Genomic DNA, 2,898 nt, shown 5'->3' with positions numbered 1-2,898 from the left:
GTAGGGGCGGCGGGGGCGAGAAGAACCCGGCGCTACCTACTTCGCACACTCCACCTTGTCCGCAGTCGACTTGTTCGCCGCATCCGGCACCTTCGCAGCAGCGGTCATGGAAACCCCCGCCCCCTTGAAGTCCTTCCCCAGCGTCAGGGTCATCGTCGGCAGCCCTTGGGAGTTGGTGACACTCTTCCCCGGCTTCAGAGCAGTCCCCGGCAACCCCATGATCGCAGCCAGCTTCCGAGCCTGATCGGCCTGCTCGGGCCCATACTCCAGCGTCGTATTGGCCAACTCCGCAGGCGCGTTCCCGGCGTTCTCGGACTTGGTCACACCCTCATCGTTCTGGAGCCAGCTGAGCGTCTCCTGAGCACTCCCGGCAACGGCCCCCCCGTTCATGACCTGAACCCGCACCTCGGACGCGGCGGACTGGGCCCCCTTGAGCCGAGCGGCAGCCTCCGCCGCAGCCGCAGACTTGGACTCCTTGGCCTTCTGCGCGACCTCGGTGAACGACACGTCGTCCCGGATCATCTGAAACACGGTCGGCGCGGCACTCTGATTGAGCACAACGGTCGCCTTGACCTTCTCGGCAGGATTGTCGACGACAGGAATCGTCGCGAACGTCAGGTTCTTGACGTTGAGCTTCCCCAGCTCCAGCCCAAGATCCTTGAGCTTCCCGATGCTGTCCAGCTTGCTGTCGACGGTGAGCGCCTTCGTCCCCGCCTCGGCCAGCTTTATCATCTTCGTCGGATCGGTCAGCGTGTCATTGGACTTGAGCTTCCGCATGAGCGCGCTGAGGAACTGCTGCTGGATCTGGATCCGGCTGAGATCCCCCCCGAACCCGACGGAGTGCCGCGTCCGCACGAACGCGAGCGCCTGCTCCCCCTCGATGAGATGCGTCCCCTTGGACAGCTTGAGGTGGGAGTCCTTGTCGTCGATGTCCTTGGCGAGGCACACCTCGACCCCGCCGACGGCGGACGTGAGGGTCTTCACCGCGTTGAAGTCGGCGACCATGAAGTTGTCCGGCGTGATCCCGGTCAGCTCGGTGACGGTCCGCATGGTGCAGCTGGGCGTACGGTCCTGCTGCCCGAGGCTCGTGTTGAACCGGACCCCGGTCTCACCGGGAATGACCTTGGTGGTCCCGTCGGCCTGCTCGGTGGGGCAGTCGGGTACGTCGACGATGAGGTCGCGCGGGATGGACAGCGCGGTCGCGTTGGTCCGGTCCTTGGAGACGTGCAGCAGGATCGTCGTATCGGCGTGCCCGACGCTCTCGGCGTCTCCGTACCCCTCGTTCCCCGACCCGGTCCGCTTGTCGGTGCCGATCAGCAGGAGGTTGATGGCCTTGTCCTTGCTGAACCCGCCGGTCCCGGCGCCGTCGGTGGACGCGGAGGAGATGTTGTCGTTGAGGTGCTCGATGTAGAGGTACGCGGCGGCGGCCGTACCGACCATCAGGAAGGCCATGGTCCCGCCGGTCCACATGAGGATCTTCTTCCCCTTGGACTTCTTCTTGACGGGTTTACGGCCCCGCCGCCCAGGCAGCGGCTCCTCGGGAGCGGCACCGCCTCTGCGGCGCCGGGGTCCGGGCACGTCACGCCCGGGCCCGCCGGGCAGCGCGCCGCGATCCGGCGCGGGAGCCTCGGTGGCCGCGCGCGACGCGGCTCTCCGGGGTCCGGGCACGGACGACGGCACCGGCGTCGGTGACTGCGCTGCGGAAGGAGCCAGTCGCAGTTCGTATTCGCCGGTGTTCGGATTGAGCACCCACTGGTCTGCGGGATCGATGTTGTCCGCCCGCCCACGGCCTTGCGCGTCCACGGTTGTCCGAATCCTCCGTCGGGGCCACGCGGCGCCCTTTTCCCCCGTAAAGGCGCTCAGGTCTCGGTCTACGGTGCACGGCCCCGGGGAAGGAGCTCGCGGCCGGGTGCACTGGATCGGCTCACACTATCCGCCCGTCCGGGTGTCAAGCGACGGCGGTGACAAATTGCACGTGCCTACATCGGGCAATACGGCGCAATTCCTGGAACGGGAGTTCGTTAAATCTTGGGTACTTGGCGGTTGCTTTACTCACACCGCTGTGTGGCGGCTGTGCCGCCCCGGTAGAGAGGGGTGGCGGGCATGCGCACACCGTGGCCGTACGACTGCGGGGCGGAGGCGACGGAGACGGGGAGATCGGCGCGGAGCCGCCGGAAGAGTTCTCCGGCGGCGGGCTGCACGAGCTGGTCACGATTGGTGTTATAGACGTACGACTCTCTCGGTACCGTCAGGAATTGCACTCGATCGGTGGGGATCTCGCGCAGGCCCCGGACGAGTTCGTACATGCCCCGCAACCCCGCGAGTTCCGGATCGGCCGTCACCGAGGAAGTCGCCGCGTCCAGCACGGGATAGAGCTTCACCGGATTCAGCAGCACACCATTGCTCCACACCTTGTCCACCAGCGCCGCGAGAAAACGCTGCTGGCGGTCCATACGGTCCGTGTCGCTGCCGTCGCCGAGAGATTTGCGCGCGCGCACGAACCCGAGCGCCTGCTCCCCGTTCAGCGTGACCTTCCCGGCGGGCAGCCGCAGCTTCGCCGCCCGGTCGTCGACGGGCTCCGCGAGACACACCTCGACGCCGTCCACGGCATCGACCATCTTCTTGAACCCCTGGAAATCGACGACCACATGATGATCCACCCGGACCCCCGTCAACTCCTCGACGGTCCGGATCGCACACGCCGAACCCCCCACCTCAAACGCGCGGTTGAGCATCCCGAACGAGCCCGGGACCCGCGTCCCGTCCGCCGCCGCACAGGCAGGCACCTCCACCATCAGATCCCGGGGCAGCGACACGGCCGTAGCGCTCCTCCGCCCCGCCGCCAGATGCAACAGGATCATGCTGTCGGCCCGCTCACTCCCACTGTCCCGCCCATAC

The 2,898-nt window shown here is 67.0% G+C and carries 2 protein-coding genes; both read right to left on the bottom strand.

The window, feature by feature from the left end; translation table 11 throughout:
• Positions 1-36: 36 nt before the first annotated feature.
• Positions 37-1,803 carry an LCP family protein gene (locus AOK24_RS26390; RefSeq protein ID WP_055722563.1) on the bottom strand — a complete coding sequence of 589 codons (1,767 nt, stop codon included), beginning with the start codon at positions 1,801-1,803 and terminating at the stop codon, positions 37-39.
• 245 nt (positions 1,804-2,048) lie between these two features.
• A partial coding sequence (locus AOK24_RS26385) for an LCP family protein (protein WP_055722562.1) occupies positions 2,049-2,898 on the bottom strand: 850 nt, incomplete at its 5' end.

Source organism: Streptomyces niveiscabiei (genome assembly GCF_001419795.1).
GTDB classification, from domain to species: Bacteria; Actinomycetota; Actinomycetes; order Streptomycetales; family Streptomycetaceae; genus Streptomyces; species Streptomyces niveiscabiei.
The sequence above is the reverse complement of the archived record's forward strand: the minus strand, read 5'-3'. Positions and strand labels throughout refer to the sequence as shown.